This window comes from Nocardia nova NBRC 15556 (assembly GCF_001613005.1).
Taxonomy (GTDB): domain Bacteria; phylum Actinomycetota; class Actinomycetes; order Mycobacteriales; family Mycobacteriaceae; genus Nocardia; species Nocardia nova.
Genome location: NZ_BDBN01000007.1, coordinates 49285 through 63446, shown reverse-complemented (window position 1 = coordinate 63446; position 14162 = coordinate 49285). Strand labels below are relative to the sequence as shown.

Below are 14162 nucleotides of genomic sequence, written 5' to 3'. Positions count from 1 at the left end.
ATGTAAGCGGAGCATAGTCCGTTTCAGTGCGTTCTTCGGTCCGGACGAGACCTTCCCTCGGCCCGATGAGAGAGGCATACATGCACGAACACAGCGATCGACGGCTGACGGGCAGGGCGGTCCAGCTCGAGTCGTTCGGCGGCCCCGAAGTCCTGGAAGTCCGTGAGATTCCGGCTCCGCCGACCGGTCCGGGGCAGGTTCGCGTGCGGGTCACCGCGGCCGGCCTGAACCCGATGGATTGGAAGATGATCGTCGACGCGGACACTGCCGCCCGGTTCGGTTTGAGGCTTCCGGCGGGATTCGGGACCGATTACGCGGGAGTGGTCGACCAGGTCGGCGAGGGGGTGAGCGGCTTCGCGCCCGGCGACCGGGTGTTCGGGGGTGCCCTCTCGCGCGCGGTCGCCGGCTTCGTGGTGGTCGACGCGACCGGAGCGACCGCGGCGAACGAGGCCCACCACACCCCGGACGAGGTCGACGACCGCATCGCCGCCACCCTGTTGATCGCCGGCCGCACGGCGTCGGCGGCTCTCGCCGTGGTCGCGCCCGGCCCGGGAGACACGGTGCTGATCGGCGGCGCGGGAGGCGGGGTCGGGGTGTTCGCCGTCCAGCTGGCCCGGCTGGCGGGAGCGCGGGTGATCGGGACTGGATCGGCGACATCGGCCGATTTCCTGAGGGATCTCGGAGCCGAACCGGTCACCTACGGCGACGGCCTGGCCGACCGGGTCCGCGCCCTCGCACCCGGCGGTGTCACCGCCGCGATCGATCTCCACGGAACTGAAACCGTGCACGCCGCAAGGGAACTCGGCGTCCCCGACAGCCGAATCAGCCTTATCGCCGCGCAAGTCGACGGCGTCACCTCAGCCAACGGCGCCAACGCCGCCGCCGGTGCGGTGGAGGAGTTGGTCGGCTTGGTCGCGGCCGGGCGACTGCGGGTGCCGATCGCGGCGAGCTTCCCGATCGAGCAGATCCGCCGCGCGGCCGAACTACAGGCCGGAGGGCACGTTCGGGGCAAGGTGGTCATCGACCTCTAGATCGCGCGCGGCTGCGGGTCTGCCGACCGACTGCGATCCGGAGCGGTTGGATTCGACCTTCGGCACTATCGGCAGTCAGGAGCCCACCACCGCGGCCATCGGCACGATCTACAGCCATTGACGCTCGGACCCTTCAGCGTGGGGTGTCGTGAAACTGTTGCGCGGCACGCGACGGTCCGGTGTCCGCGAACGTCACTGGTGGCTGAGATGTCGCCTGTCGGGCGTTTACCGTGTACCGGGCTGGATCCTGCCGAGAGGTTGACGCAACTCAGCGTGAGGGTCGTCGGATTCGGCCGTGGGCGACCAGTTCGATGGTGACCGCGACCGCGCAGGATTGTGCGAGGAGCAGGCCGAGGAGCACGAGGATCTGAACCGCGGCCGCGCGGGCCGCGGATCCGCTGGCGATGAGGACCCCGACGAACGCGCCGGGCAGCGTGACCAGTCCGACGGTGCGGGTTTGGTCGACGCCGGGCAGCAGCGCGTCGGCCGCGGTGGATCGGATGATTTCCAGACGGGCGTGGCGGTCGGTGAAACCCAGGCTCATGGCCGCCTCGATCTCCCCGCGCCGGTCGTGAACGGCGTCCAGCGCGCGGCGTGCCGCCAGCGAGGTCGCGGTCATGGCGCCGCCGAGGATGATGCCACCGACAGGGACGACCGCGGGCCCTACGACGGGGACGACACCGCTGAGGATCATCACCGGGAGGACGGCAGCCCATCCGGTCGCCAGGGCTGCGGCCAGCCATGCTCCGGAGCGCCCGGCTCGTGCTCGGCGAGCGGAGGTGAACACCGCGGCCGCGAACATCACGCCCAGAACCAGAAACGAGGACCACAGATGGCGCAGGGCTGCGGCGAGCACCAGCGCGACCACACTCAGTTGCACGATCGCGCGAACCGCTGCACCGGGCACAATCAGCGTCGAGCCGAGATATGCGAGCCGGTACACCGCTGCCGACGTCGTAACCAGCACCAGGCACAACACTGCCAAACCCACACCGGGCGACGCGACGCTCACCGTGATCATTCTGCCGCCGGTGTGATGTCGAGCTCGCCTCGCAACGGGCGGTGTCGCTTGTCGTCGGGGTGGCGAGAGCATCTCTGGCCGACAGCTACCTGCAGAAGCGGGAACTTGGGCGGTACCCGCTGTATCTCCGGGTAGAGGGCCCAGGCTGTCGGGGTACGTTCAGCCGCGCGGCGGGCGAAAGCCCGATACAGCAGGCCTGGGGCAGGTTGTGCGGCGCTCAGCGTTTCCACAGCGTTGTTTCGCGACACTGGGCATGTGTCTGCGATTATCGATGTCGTCCACGGGGTGGTGGAGGAAATCAGCACCGAATCGTCGAGCATGGAAGTCGCGATCGGTGCGGCCGCTGTTGGAACGGTGGTCTTTGTTGTATCGATCCTGTTCGGCCGGGGCGGTGATTCGTCGGTGTCGGGGGGAGGAGTGGGGTGGTCGGCCTTGCGGGCGTTGGTGGTTGCGGCGCTGTTCGTGGTCCTGGGAGTGCAGGTCGCGGCGTCTGGTTGGGTGACCGGTGCCGATGCGGGTACGTTGCGGTGGTTCGTCGAGCACCGCAATGGCACCGCGACGGCGCTGGCGCGCGCGATCACCGATCTCGGTAGTCCGGTCGGTGTGGCTGCGGTGGCGGTCGTTGTTTCCGGGGTATTCGCCTGGCGCAGACGCAGTGCTGTTCCGGCTGTATTCATCGTCGGCACAGTCGGTTTCGCGGCTGTGGTGAGCACGGTGACCAAGGATGTGGTCGGTCGGGCCCGACCGCCGGCTGTTCTGCACTTGACCGCCGAATCGGATTTCTCGTTCCCGTCCGGTCACACCACCGCCACCACGGCGTTGGCCGGTGCCGTTCTGGTCCTCTATGTGCTGGCCCGGCCCGGGCGTGGCCGCACGGCGCTTGCGAGTGTCGCGGCCGCGGTGATCGTGGCCGTGGTCGCGGCCACACGGTTGTATCTGGGCGTTCATTGGCTCACCGATGTGGTCGGAGGCGCGGTCCTCGGCACGGGTGTCACACTGGCGGCGACGACAGTGCTGGTCTGGTTGTCTCCCACGACCGCTGGTGGGCAGTGGCGGCGGCCGGCAGGCACCGTGGCCACCGCGGCGCCGGATCGGCAACGCGACGGTGCCCCTGCTGAACGGAAGTCCGTTCAGGGTGAGCTTTCTCTGTCCGCCGGAAGCGCAGGGGCCGAGGGAAGGAACTGAGTCGTGCGTGTTCTCGTGGTCGACGACGAGATATCGCTGGCCGAAACCTTACGTCGGAGATTGCGGGCGGAGGGGTTCGTCGTGGCAGTCGCCCATGACGGTGTGGAGGGCCTCGATCTCGCCGTGAACGAGGGGTTCGATGTGATCGTGCTCGACATCATGCTGCCCGGTCTCAACGGCTACGAGGTCGTGCGGGAACTGCGGAGACGTCGCATCTGGACACCGGTGTTGATGCTGTCGGCCAAGGACGGCGACTACGACATGGTCGATGCCTTCGACATGGGGGCCGACGATTACCTGACCAAACCGTTCTCCCACATCGTGTTGACCGCCCGGCTGCGCGCGCTGCAACGGCGGGGCAACACCGAACGGCCGCCGGTGATCACCGTCGGCGATCTGTCGTTGGATCCCGGCCGCCACCGTGTGCATCGTGGGGAGCAGCACATCGAGCTCACGCCACGCGAATTCGCCGTTCTCGAATATCTGATGCGCCATCCCGGTCATGTCGTCAGCAAGACCGACATCCTGCGTTCGGTGTGGGACACCCACTACGACGGCGACACCAACGTCGTCGAAATCTACATCGGTTACCTACGCCGCAAAATCGACACACCGTTCGGCCGCAGCAGCATCGAAACCGTCCGCGGTGTCGGCTACCGCATTCGGGAAGAGTAGCCCCGCGGGCCCGTCCTCGAGCCCGCGGAAACCGCCTCCCGCCACCTCGAACGCAATCATCGGTGCTGGTGCGTTGTCGGCTCGGCGACCGGCTCCGGGCCGGTTGTCGGGGTGTGTATACCGTCCGCGGTGAGGACCGGTTCGAATTCGTTGACCGACCGGTCGCGGCGTTGCTGCCAGTGGGTGAAGGCGATACCCAGGACCAGGATCGCGAGCAGGACCGCGGAGGTGCCGTAGGTCCCCAGGCCCAGCCCGCCGGAGGTGCGGGGTTTGGACAACAGGTCGCCACCGGTGGCGCCGAGGGGGCGGGTGAGGATGAACGCGATCCAGAACAGCAGTGGGCCGGGGATTTTCGTGAAGTAGTGCGCGGCCAGGATGGCGGCCATGACCGCGCCGATCAGCAGGGCGCTGCCCCAGTAGCCCAGGCCGGAGCTGTCGGACAGGAAATCGCCGGTCGAGGTTCCGAGGGTGTTCGACAGCAGAATCGCCGCCCAGTACAGCAGTTCACCGCGGAAGGTGGTGATGTTGGTGACGTCGTAGGTTTGGCCGCTGAATTTCCAGATGATGAACACGATCGCGAGTCCGGCGATGAGTATGGCCGCGCCGGCGCCGTAGCCGAGCCCGCCGTCGGTGGAGGTGTCGTGACCCGGTCCGCGGTTGATCAGGTCCGACATGGTGGTGCCCGCGGTGCTGGTCGCGGCGATCACGGTCCAATACAGGGCGGGATGGAAGCGGCGGGCCCGCAGTTGCGCGAGCAGGCTGACCACGAAGATCGCCAGGAACAACACCGTGGCCGCGACGTATCCGAGCTTCAAGGTCTGCGAGATCATGTCGCCACCGGTTTCGCCCAGGGTGGTAGCAGCGATCTTGAGGACCCAGAACATGACCGTGATCTGCGGCAGTTTGTAGTGGGTGAACGCGTTGTCGGTCTGCGCTGTCATGGACGTGGCGTTTCCTTCGTCGAGGCGGGCATACGGTCGCGCATTCTGCACCACAGCTGCTGAGAGGACGCTGTGAAACCCTCACTCCGGTGTCGGAGCGGAAGGTCTCTGCGCAGATATGCCAGTCGCGGACCCGAACGGCGGGTTGGCGAACAACGGGCGAGTTCCGAAGCTGAGGGCGTCGGCGAGTGCCTCGCGTTCGACGTGTGCCAGCGATTCGGCGAGGTGGGTGCAGTCGGCGTGCTGTGCGATGAATCGCCGTGCCCAATAGTTGGTTTCGCGGTGTGACCATCGCGGGCATTGGATGGCCAGGGCGTCGACGCCGTGCAGGATCGCGATCAACGCACGGGTCGCGTCATCGGCGGGTTGGGTGTCGAACAGTGCGCGCTGCAGTGGGCGGCGCAGCTCCTGCTTGCCGAGCAGATCCGTAGTGGGCCAGGTCGTTCGGGAGATCACGCCGCCGAATCTGGTGCGGCGGGGGAGCACTCGGTGGGTGGCGTGGAGTGCGAGCAGTGTCTTCTCGCGAAGTCTCCGCGGTGACGCGGTCCGCGGGTGCGGTTGTGTTGCGCGCCAAAGGTTCTCGGCGGAAGCGGCGACGGCTAATGCGTGGCCGGTGGTACGCCTGTCGATCACGAGCCGACCGGTGTCGTCGTCGAGTAGCAGCCACAACAGGTCGTGGGTAATCGGGGTCATGCCGTCACCCTGGCGCGAGGCGGCTGTGGAATCGCTGAGAGGCCGTGGCGCCGATGATCTCATCGGCTGGTTCTGTCCGGCTGGGCGTCGACGGAGCTGGCAGAACCGGCTTGCCGGCGTGAGCGCCGTCGCAGATACAACACCGCGGTCGTCACGATCGCGAGACCGACGACTGCCGCGACGGCATAGCTCGGGCCGCGCAGTACGTCTTCGACATGTTGCCAGTTCGCGCCTGCGAAGTAGCCGCCGATCGCGAGGGCCGCGGTCCACGGCAGGCAGCCGGCCACGGTGTAGATCCCGAACCGCGTTCCGGGCATCTCGGCGATCCCGGCGGGCAGCGAGATGAATGTGCGAATCCCGGGTAGCAGTCGGGCCCAGAATACGGCCGCGCCCCCGTGCCGGTCGAACCACTCCTGCGCGCGATCGACCTCTTCGGTGCGTAGCAGCACGTATCGGCCCCACCGATGCAGGGCAGGGCGGCCACCCCAGCGGCCGACCAGCCAGGCGAGGTAGCTGCCCGCCACGTTGCCGAGCGTGCCGGCCACGATCACAGCGACGAGATTGGGGTGCGCATCCCCGACCGCCCCGGCGGCCAGCGCACCGCCGAGCAGCATCGTCACCTCCGATGGGATCGGGATACACGCCGATTCGGCCGCCATCAGCACCACGATGGCGACAAGTCCGTAGGTGAGGATCACATGTTGCATTCGACGGTGGGCTTTCTGCGGGGACTGTTCGGTCGAGGCGCGCCATCACGGACGAACCGGGCGTGGCGATCGACGACACCGGGTGCGGTGTCGAGGCCACAGTGGCAGAGCCCGGCTGTGATGACGCTGAGAGCGATGGCCGAGCATGGGCGTCGATCGCCCACAATGTGGTCACGGTGTAGCGAAGACGGACGGAGTCGGTATGCGGCGGCCACTGGGGGTCAGCGAGCGCTTGGAACCGTTGTGGCCGCCGTCGCGGTGGGGTTTGCGGCTTCGCTCGGCATTGGTCACCACCGCGGTCATCACCGTGGTGCTCGGGTTCGGTGCCGGGATCATGTTGTGGCTGCTGTATCGATCGCTGATCGGCACCGTGGACGCTGCTGCCACCGCTCGGCTCGATGACATCAGTGCGCAACTGCGCACTACGGCACCCGCGGCGCTGAACCCGGCGCTGCTCGCACCGAACGGATACGTCGAGATCGTCGAAATCACCGACCCGTCCGGGCGGATCCTTCGATCCTCCGGCGGCGACTCTGCGCCTCTGGCGCCGAACGCGCAGACCGTTGTCGGACAGTCGGTGGGTGGAGATTCCGATCTACGGCTATCGGCACGCCCGGTCGAGTCCCCGGCCGGGCCGGTCACGGTGGTGGTGGCGGCCGACATCGAATCGGTGGAAGACACGATGGCGGAGGTGGCGATCGCATTGGCCGTCGGCGCCCCGGTCGTGGTGGTGGTCGCTGCCGGGGCAACCTATGCGCTGGTTGGTCGGTCGCTGCGGTCGGTGGAGGCGATCCGGTCCCGGGTCGCGGGGATCGGCAGCACCGAACTGGCCGAACGGGTGCCCGTGCCGGCCGCGCGCGACGAGGTCGCCCGGCTGGCTGTCACCATGAACGAAATGCTCGGCCGCATCGAAGCCGGCCACCGCGCCCAGCGCCGGTTCCTCTCCGATGCCTCCCACGAACTGCGCAGCCCACTGGCTACCGTGCTGGGGGGGCTGGAGTTGGCCCGCGACCATCCCCACGCGTTCGACACCGATCTCGCCGCCGACACGCTCCTCCCGGAGGCCGAACGCATGCGCTACCTCATCGACGACCTGCTGACGCTGGCCGCGGCCGACGAAAACGGTCTCACCGTCCACGCCACCGACGTCGACCTGGACGATGTCGCCGCCATCGCACTCGGGGCGGTGCGGGGCCGCGATGACCTGAGAGTGACCACGGACCTGCGCCCGGTCAGACTCCGCGGCGACGCGCGGTCGCTGACGCGGGTAGCGCGAAACCTTCTCGGCAATGCATTTATTCACTCCCGCTCGGTCGTCGAATTGCACACTAGGCAGACAGCCACGCGCGCGGAACTGGTTGTCGACGACGACGGACCGGGTATCCCGGTCGCGGAACGTGAACGTGTCTTCGAGCGGTTCGTCCGCCTGCAGGACGATCGTGGCCGGGACAGCGGCGGCACCGGGCTCGGGTTGGCGATCGTCGCCGAAATCGTTGCCGCCCACCACGGCACAGTCACCATCGGTGGGTCACCCCATGGCGGGGCACGCGTCGTCGTCAGCCTCCCCCTGGCCCCCGATGACTGATCGCGCGAACAGCACCATTTCGGCAACTGCCCGAAAGTCACATCCATGACGAGCACCCAGATCACCACCGCAATGCGGGTCATCGTTGACCGATGGGCTCAGGTCCGTACCGGGCTGGCCCGGTGGCAGATGAGGCGGCCGGTTCAGTTCTGGTTGCCCAGCAGCATCAATTGGTCGCCGTGTTGGTGAGCGATCATATTGCGTTCCAATAATCGGGTGGATGCGGCGACACCGACACCGTCGTCGTCGAGTCGGCCGTCGTTGGCGTGCAGATTGCGCAGTGTCTGCGCTATGGCGGTGTGGGCGGCGAACAGGCACGGCGTGGAGTAGATGGCGACGTTCACGCCGAGTTCGCCGAGTTCGGACAGCGACAGCCGGGGTGACACGCCGCCTGCTATTTGGTTGAACAGCAACGGTTTTGCGCCCACCCGCGCACGCGCCTTGCTGATGAGGTCTGCTGAGCGGACGCCGTCGACCAGCACGACGTCGGCATCGGTGTCGGCCAGGGCCTCTGCTCGGTGCAGCATCTCGCATTCCTCGACCGCATCGGTTCGCGCCACCACCAGCAGGTCGGTGCGCACCTGAAGTACTGCGTCGAGTTTGGTGAGGTACTCATCGAGCGGCAGTACTTGTTTTCCGGCGGCGTGGCCGCAGCGGCGCGGCCGCTTCTGATCCTCCAGAATCACGCCCGAGGCCCCGACTCGTTCCAGGTTTGCCGCGACTTGGGCGGCCACCTCGGGGTCGCCGTAGCCGTCATCGATATCGACGAGCAGATGCTGGTCCGGAAACGCCAGTCGTAGTCGTTGAACGAATGCGACCATGTCCGACCAGGCGATCAGCCCGATATCGGGCATCCCGTAATAGGAGGCGGCGAAACCGAAACCCGAGACGAACATCCCGCTGAACTGTTGTGCCGCAAGCGATGCCGAATACATGTCGTAGACGCCGATCAGCGGCGTCACCCCCGATTCCCGTACCTCCCGGCGAAGGGCCGTTCCGTAGTTCATCGTGTCATCTCTTATCTGTCAGGAAGATCGTCCCCGACGTCCGATACCTTCAGATGCCCCACCAGCCTGCGCGCGTGTCGCTGTGATTTCGCTGAGCTACCGGGCTTCACCGGAATCGCTGGGATGTCACTCCAGTGCAGTGATGAGTGAATTCAGCGCCTGCACCTCGGCTGCGCTGTCTGGGTGCGGTGCGCGTATCGCCGAGAGGACCGCGTCGATGCGGGTGTCGAGATTCTTCCAGGATGACGCATCCATCGGCTGCAATACGTCCTGGTCTTGATCCCACGCTGTTTCGAGGTCTTTCACGCGCGCCTTCGCATCGGTCTGCCTGCCGGCCTGTACCAGGTTCAGTGTGTCGTGGGCGATGACTCCGAATTTGTCGATGTCAGCGGGTGGGAAATGCCGGCGCACCTGGGCGGGGTCGGCTGGTGCGGCTGCTGGTGGTGCGGCGTCCTCGTCGGAGGCGGCCGCTTGGGCGGTGTGGGGCTGTGCGCTCGCCCATGTGACCACCGCACCGGCGAGAACTGCCACGACCAGGTAGAAACCGAGCATGATCCGCTCGCGTCGCGCCGTGGTGGCCGGCGCTGGGGACGGACCGGCGTCGATCACATCGCTTCGGGTGATGGTGAGGTAGACGATGGTGGCCATGATTGCGGCCAGGAAGATGATGCTGGTCCACGCCGTCCCGACGCCGAGACCGTGCTGGTCGGTCGGGGAGGCGAGCCAGTCACCGAGGTTGGCGCCCAGCGGGCGGGTCAGAATGTAGGCCAGCCAGAACGACAGGACAGCGTTCGCGCCGAGCCGCCAGCCCAGCGCGACCGCTGCGATCAGGATTGCGGGCAGCAACACCGAGGTGCCCGGCCCCCACCCGGTCGCCTCGAGGGTCCAGTCTCCGGCGGCCGTACCCAAAGCGAAGGTGACCAGCACCGCCAGCCAGTAGAACAGCTCACGCGGCAGCGTGACGATGCTGTGGATCGACAGCGTACGTTCACGCACGAACCAGATCCCGAACACCACCGCCAGGACAACCGCCATCACGGTTGTGCTCACCGCCAGCGGCACGGGCAGGCTGTCGGTGAGAATATCGGTGTATAGAGTTCCGGCCACGCTCACCACGACCACGGTCAACCAATACGCAAGCGGCACATAACGATTCAGCCGTAGCTGCCATGTCAGCACTACCGTCAGCACCCCAGTGAACAGCACTGCAGTCGCTGAAAGACCCACGCCGAGTGTCATGTTGATCCAGTCGGCGAAGCTTTCACCGACCGTGGTGCACAAGATCTTGATGATCCAGAACCACACCGTGACTTCTGGAACCTTGCTCAATATCGAACGCGCCCCGCGGTCATGCGGTTGTGTACCGGTCATGCGGCGACCGTAGTGTCGGCATCCTGTGACGACGCTGAAAGCCGCTGTCGGGCGACTCCCGCCGCTCAGCAGTCGAGGAGCCCTCGACCAGAACGCGCCCAGGCGCTTATGTGTACCGATGGCCGATACGGCTATCGCCCGTGGATGTACTTCAGAAGGTGAACTCGGCGCCGTATGCGGTGGTCTGGGCCAATCCCTGGGGGGTCGATGCCGATGTGGTGACGAACGGTACGGCCGACACCGCGGAGGCACACTGTGAGACGTTCAGTGCTGCGTTGTTGAATGTGATGTGGTAGGGGAAGGTCGTTGTGTTGTCCAGGGTGGCGGTCGTCGTGTTCACTGTGGCCACCTCTCCAGGTGACAAGGCACCCGACAGGCTCTCAGACAAACCCAGCGATCCAGCGAAACTGGGCCCCAGGCTGAAGCTCGGCGCGCTACCCGACATACTCGGAGCGTTCGCCGACGGGGAAATGCTGAGGTTGAGTCCCTGGTTCGGTGAGATGCCGACGCTGACACCGCCGGCCACGCTGATTCCGCACCCGAGTAGAAATCCCGCCACGGCTTGGCCGGATGTGATCGAGCCACCGTCGACAGAGATCGAGTAATCGCCGGACACCTGGGTCGCGTGCGAGAAGGTCATCAGATAGTTCGGAGTCCGGTTGCCGGGTGGATTGACCCCGATGTGGTCGACCGAGGCCGTCAACTGGACTCCTCCACCGGAGATGCCCGCTCCAGGTTGCTGGGCGCGGCCGAGTTCAGCCCGGCCCGGCCCCAAAGCCAGCACGGCCACGCTGACCGCGACCGTGCCGACCGCGACGAGCAGAGGTAGTCGCATACCGAGATCCTGTTCTCGACGACATGCACCAGGTGCGTATAGGCAGCAGATCCGAAAAGCAGTTACCCGCCGATGAGCTTAGCGATGAGACCGTTTCGGGCAGCACCGCCGCGCCGCGGGTATCGACGCTGTACTGCAAACGCTGAAAGCGCCTCCGACGTCCCACGCATCGTGTCCATCTTGCATGCTTCGGTGGGAGATTCGGACTTCGACGCTGACGACCGACGATATTCTGAGCCGCGGCCGCGAACAATATCAGATTGCTTATGCGACTTGTGGATTCGCGTCGGTCTACACCTCGATTTGCGAGCCCATGATGATGGTGCGATCGCGGGGGAGGCCGAAGTAGTCGGCGGCGTCGGCGGTGATGTAGGAGGTGGCGATGAACAGGCGTTTGCGCCACGAGGCCATGGTGGGGGCGGTGCCGCGGCGGAGTTCGATGGTGGACAGGAAGTAGGAGGCGCGGTCGAGGTCGAGAGGGCCCTCGGTGTCTCGTTCGTCGACGAGGGTGAGTGCGCGAGGAACGTCGGGGGTTTCCATGTAGCCGTAGCGGGCGGTGACGTGGGTGATGCCGTCGTCGGGTGGTCCCAGCGGGTCGGTTGCGATGCGCTCGGTGTCGGGGATGCGGGGGACGGGTTCGGTGTGGATGGACAGGATCACGATGTGGTGGTGGCGCACGTGGTTGTGTTCGACGTTGGCGCGCAAGGCCAGTGGTGCTGTTTCCTTGCCGCGGTTGAGGAAGATGGCGGTGCCGGGAACGTGCGTCGTGGCGGGTGTGCCTTCGGCGAGTTCGTCGACGAATTTCCGCAGCGATCCTTCCCGCCGGATTCGTTCGGCGGTCACGATCCGGCGGCCGCGTTGCCAGGTTGTCATGACTGTGAATGCGGTGAGGCCGATCAGCAGCGGCAGCCAGGCGCCGTGCGCGAACTTGGTGAGATTGGCTGCGACGAACAGCAGATCGACGGTCAGCAGTGGCAGGGCGCCGGCGGCGAGGATCCAGCGGGGGATGTGCCAGCGGGTTCGCGCGACGTAGAAGAACAGCAGGGTGGTGATGGTGATGGTTCCGGTCACGGCCATGCCGAAGGCGAAGGCCAGTGCCGTCGAGCTGCGGAAGGCGAAGACGAGGGTGAGTACCGAGACCATCAGCAACCAGTTGATCCATGGGACGTAGATCTGGCCGATCGTGGATTCGGAGGTGTGGGCGATGCGCAGCCGCGGCAGGTAGCCCAGTTGCGCGGCCTGGGAGGCGACGGAATACGCGCCGGTGATCACCGCTTGTGAGGCGATGACCGTGGCGGCGGTGGCCAGCAGCACCAGTGGCAGTCGTGCCCAGCCCGGTGCCAACAGGAAGAAGGGGCTGCTGATGTTGCGGGCGTTGTCGAGGATGAGTGCGCCTTGGCCGAGGTAGCTGAGTGTGCAGGCGGGAAAGACGAGGATCAGCCAAGCGCGGGTGATGGAGCGGCGGCCGAAGTGTCCCATGTCCGCGTAGAGCGCCTCGGCGCCGGTCACCGCGAGCACGATCGCGGCGAGCGCGAAGAACGCGGTGCCGAAGTGTCCGGCCAGAAAGCCCAGCGCGTACGTGGGCGACAGCGCCTGCAGGATGCGGGGATTGTGCGCGATGCCGCCGATGCCGCAGGTGCCGATGGTGAGGAACCACAGCACCATGATGGGGCCGAACATTCGTCCGACCGTGGCGGTGCCGCGACGTTGCACCACGAACAGCGCCACGATGATCACGACCGTCACCGGGATGACAAGGTCTTTCAAGGCCGGCTCGACGACCTTGATGCCCTCGACCGACGACAGCACCGAGATCGCCGGGGTGATCATGCTGTCACCGAAAAACAGTGAGGCGCCGAAGATTCCGAGCGCGGCCAGGCCTATGGCCGTCTTTCGGCCGCGCGGTGAACTCCACCGGCGAAGCAGAGTGATCAGTGCCATGATGCCCCCCTCGCCGTCGTTGTCGGCGCGCATCGCGAGCAGGACATAGGTGACGGTGACGATGATCATCACCGACCAGAACACCAGCGACACCACACCGAACACGTTGTCGGCGTTCACCGGAACAGGATGGGGGTCGCCCGGATCGAATACGGTTTGCAGGGTGTAGATCGGGCTCGTCCCGATATCGCCGAACACCACCCCCAGCGCGCCGACCACCACAGCCCAGCGCACCGAATCGCGCTGGTGCGGCGGCTGGCCCGGCTCCACCTCGAACGCGGGGCCGCCTCCGATGGTGCCCTTCGCCCCTGCCATGCTGCTCCTCCACGTCGTGGGTGCCACGCCAGTCGGACGATACAACGCACCGCCTCCTCCGCAGGAGAAGAGCGCGCACTTGCACGGTTGCCGGTCAAGACAAGACGGTCGGGCAAGCGAGACGGGTGCAGGGCGGGGCCGGTTGCTGAGCGACTCAGTCGGACTGTTCGCGGCGATCGTCACGAGCGCGCCCAGCATCATCGCCGCGCCTTCGCCGGGCTGCAGCACGCGCAGTTGGGTCCGACCGTGACGGCTGCGACGGGTACACCGATCTGAGTGGCGGCCAGTGCTCCCATCGCGATCGGCTGGGCGAGTGCATGCATGAGGTTCTGGGCACGCCTCGCAGCCGCCAACCACAAACTCGCCCAAGCCAATGCCCGCCTCGCTGCCACTCACGCCCTGATGAAGACCTTTCATGCCGAACTCGACCGCCCACCCGGCACCGCGGCGCCAAACCTGCCAGGTAACTGCCACCACCGCGTTATCAACCGAGGCAGCCCGCTCGGAGCGGGGCGGTTCAGCGGACCACGGATCAGCTGCTCGGGCGGCCTGTGCGGGCGATCATGGAGGCGGGATCGTCTACGGAGCAGGGGCATTCGAGGGGTGTCGTAGTCGGAAGTCGATTCCGGCATACGCTCGAAATTCGAGCGGTCCGGAAGCTGTGCTTGAGGTCGCTCCGGTGTTCGAGTGGGGCTCGAACCCCGAGGCACGCACGCCAGGCAGATTTGCCGGAGATCTGTGTGCGAGAGGTCTCCGAGACACACTCTTCCGGCAAACTTGCCTTGAATGAGTGGTTGAGCGGTGCGCGAGGGGGGACTCGTATTCCTTGCTGCGGCAGATTTACCTAAACCATGT

The 14162-nt window shown here is 66.3% G+C and carries 12 protein-coding genes; 4 read left to right on the top strand and 8 right to left on the bottom strand.

What is annotated here, in order from left to right:
* Positions 1-65: 65 nt before the first annotated feature.
* Positions 66-1031, top strand: a complete 966-nt coding sequence (locus NN2_RS04335; RefSeq protein WP_245658548.1) for an NADP-dependent oxidoreductase — start codon at positions 66-68, stop codon at positions 1029-1031.
* Positions 1032-1299: 268 nt separating this feature from the next.
* Here the strand turns inward: NN2_RS04335 and NN2_RS04330 are convergent, their stop codons facing one another.
* Positions 1300-2049, bottom strand: a complete 750-nt coding sequence (locus NN2_RS04330) for an ABC transporter permease (protein ID WP_063010786.1) — start codon at positions 2047-2049, stop codon at positions 1300-1302.
* Positions 2050-2307: 258 nt separating this feature from the next.
* On the opposite strand from NN2_RS04330, the gene NN2_RS04325 reads away from it, so the two are divergent.
* Both NN2_RS04325 and NN2_RS04320 read left to right on the top strand, forming a co-directional pair.
* On the top strand, positions 2308-3237 hold the full coding sequence (locus NN2_RS04325; RefSeq protein WP_156511202.1) for a phosphatase PAP2 family protein: 930 nt from the start codon (positions 2308-2310) through the stop codon (positions 3235-3237).
* 3 nt (positions 3238-3240) lie between these two features.
* Positions 3241-3912 (top strand): response regulator transcription factor, encoded by a 672-nt coding sequence (locus NN2_RS04320; protein WP_063010577.1) that lies wholly within the window; start codon positions 3241-3243, stop codon positions 3910-3912.
* A gap of 56 nt (positions 3913-3968) precedes the next feature.
* Here NN2_RS04320 and NN2_RS04315 read toward each other — a convergent pair whose 3' ends face one another.
* The 3 genes from NN2_RS04315 to NN2_RS04305 all read right to left on the bottom strand — a co-directional run bounded on the left by NN2_RS04315 (position 3969) and on the right by NN2_RS04305 (position 6253).
* Positions 3969-4853, bottom strand: a complete 885-nt coding sequence (locus NN2_RS04315; RefSeq protein ID WP_082856741.1) for a COG4705 family protein — start codon at positions 4851-4853, stop codon at positions 3969-3971.
* Between the two features lie 81 nt (positions 4854-4934).
* Positions 4935-5546, bottom strand: a complete 612-nt coding sequence (locus NN2_RS04310; protein WP_063010575.1) for a GPP34 family phosphoprotein — start codon at positions 5544-5546, stop codon at positions 4935-4937.
* Between the two features lie 59 nt (positions 5547-5605).
* Positions 5606-6253, bottom strand: a complete 648-nt coding sequence (locus NN2_RS04305; protein ID WP_063010574.1) for a DedA family protein — start codon at positions 6251-6253, stop codon at positions 5606-5608.
* A 202-nt stretch (positions 6254-6455) separates the two neighbouring features.
* On the opposite strand from NN2_RS04305, the gene NN2_RS04300 reads away from it, so the two are divergent.
* Complete coding sequence (locus NN2_RS04300; RefSeq protein WP_063010572.1) at positions 6456-7838, top strand: sensor histidine kinase; 1383 nt, start codon at positions 6456-6458, stop codon at positions 7836-7838.
* Between the two features lie 143 nt (positions 7839-7981).
* Here NN2_RS04300 and NN2_RS04295 read toward each other — a convergent pair whose 3' ends face one another.
* From NN2_RS04295 to NN2_RS04280, 4 genes are all read right to left on the bottom strand, one after another.
* Complete coding sequence (locus NN2_RS04295; protein WP_063010570.1) at positions 7982-8845, bottom strand: isocitrate lyase/PEP mutase family protein; 864 nt, start codon at positions 8843-8845, stop codon at positions 7982-7984.
* A 126-nt stretch (positions 8846-8971) separates the two neighbouring features.
* The gene (locus NN2_RS04290) at positions 8972-10216 is read right to left on the bottom strand and encodes a COG4705 family protein (RefSeq protein WP_063010568.1); all 1245 of its coding nucleotides are present in this window, start codon (positions 10214-10216) and stop codon (positions 8972-8974) included.
* Between the two features lie 151 nt (positions 10217-10367).
* Positions 10368-11051, bottom strand: coding sequence for an MspA family porin (locus NN2_RS04285; RefSeq protein WP_063010566.1), 684 nt, complete (start codon positions 11049-11051; stop codon positions 10368-10370).
* 291 nt (positions 11052-11342) lie between these two features.
* Positions 11343-13307 carry a potassium transporter Kup gene (locus tag NN2_RS04280; RefSeq protein WP_082856723.1) on the bottom strand — a complete coding sequence of 655 codons (1965 nt, stop codon included), beginning with the start codon at positions 13305-13307 and terminating at the stop codon, positions 11343-11345.
* Positions 13308-14162: the final 855 nt, after the last annotated feature.

Coding starts and splice junctions, on each gene's coding strand:
- NN2_RS04335 (WP_245658548.1), top strand. CDS start 66: ATGAGAGAGGCATACATGCACGAACACAGCGATCGACGGCTGACGGGC.
- NN2_RS04280 (WP_082856723.1), bottom strand. CDS start 13,307: ATGGCAGGGGCGAAGGGCACCATCGGAGGCGGCCCCGCGTTCGAGGTG.
- NN2_RS04315 (WP_082856741.1), bottom strand. CDS start 4,853: ATGACAGCGCAGACCGACAACGCGTTCACCCACTACAAACTGCCGCAG.
- NN2_RS04295 (WP_063010570.1), bottom strand. CDS start 8,845: ATGAACTACGGAACGGCCCTTCGCCGGGAGGTACGGGAATCGGGGGTG.
- NN2_RS04300 (WP_063010572.1), top strand. CDS start 6,456: ATGCGGCGGCCACTGGGGGTCAGCGAGCGCTTGGAACCGTTGTGGCCG.
- NN2_RS04305 (WP_063010574.1), bottom strand. CDS start 6,253: ATGCAACATGTGATCCTCACCTACGGACTTGTCGCCATCGTGGTGCTG.
- NN2_RS04290 (WP_063010568.1), bottom strand. CDS start 10,216: ATGACCGGTACACAACCGCATGACCGCGGGGCGCGTTCGATATTGAGC.
- NN2_RS04285 (WP_063010566.1), bottom strand. CDS start 11,051: ATGCGACTACCTCTGCTCGTCGCGGTCGGCACGGTCGCGGTCAGCGTG.
- NN2_RS04310 (WP_063010575.1), bottom strand. CDS start 5,546: ATGACCCCGATTACCCACGACCTGTTGTGGCTGCTACTCGACGACGAC.